The sequence below is a fragment of the Streptococcus parasanguinis genome, from assembly GCF_001578955.1.
Taxonomy (GTDB): Bacteria; Bacillota; Bacilli; order Lactobacillales; family Streptococcaceae; genus Streptococcus; species Streptococcus parasanguinis_U.
This window is the reverse complement of sequence record NZ_KQ969689.1, coordinates 246,868-247,669: the sequence shown is the minus strand read 5'-3', so window position 1 is coordinate 247,669 and position 802 is coordinate 246,868. Positions and strand designations below refer to the sequence as shown.

General features: G+C 39.9%; 2 protein-coding genes. Both read right to left on the bottom strand.

The window, feature by feature from the left end; all coding sequences use genetic code 11:
- Window positions 1–552, bottom strand: a 552-nt coding sequence (zapJ, locus tag SPADD19_RS01140; RefSeq protein WP_241496384.1) for a divisome accessory protein ZapJ, incomplete at its 3' end; no start/stop codon positions are given.
- Window positions 553–607: 55 nt separating this feature from the next.
- Window positions 608–802 (bottom strand): DEAD/DEAH box helicase (locus SPADD19_RS01135; RefSeq protein ID WP_164905814.1); only part of this gene is annotated, 195 nt, incomplete at its 5' end.

Here is an 802-nt window from a genome sequence, read left to right as displayed (position 1 = left end):
ATCATAATTGTTTTTCTTTTCAGTAGCTGCTGCCACTTCTGGTTCTTCTGCAGATTCGAACTCTGCAAGGATCAACTGATCTTGTCGCAATCGTTTGCTGTATTTCAATAATTCACCCGGATTTTCCTTTTGGAAGGGAGCTGTTGGCTGACCAGGTTTCCGTTCTGAAATAAACGGTTTTTTCCGCTTACTTGTAGTAGCTGCTGGATCCGTTGTAAGATAGGGTGCTGTGCGTTTCTTTTTCAGATCCTCACGCGCACGCTCTCTAGCTTCCTCTGCATAACGATTGGCAGGACTTTTTTTATCAATCGGTTCTTTAAAATCAGGTTTTCTTACTGGCCGTCTTTTTGGTAGGGGCTCTTCTAATGGTTGATGATAGGGATGCTTGGGTTTGGTATTTTCAGCAATTGGTTGCCATTCCAAATAATTTTTATCTACATAATCGCCTGTAATGTTACTAATCAAGTCTGTTTCATCATACAGGTTCATGTGGGGCATCTCTGTTAACATCAACTCATTATCCCCTACTTGAGGAAAATATTTTTCTGTCATGCTTTCTTCCTTTCGACACTCCTTTAATTATAAACTATTCACAGAATTTTTCAAGCTATTCTGATTGAATTCCAAGAATCTCACGAATTTCCTCAACAGATAAACTAGATCGTGTTTCCGTTCCATCTAAAATCGTTGAGACTAAGTGTCTTTTAGATGCTTGAAGTTCCTGGATTTTTTCTTCAATCGTTCCACGGGTGATCATGCGGTAAACTTCAACATTTTGTTCCTGACCCATTCGATGGGCACG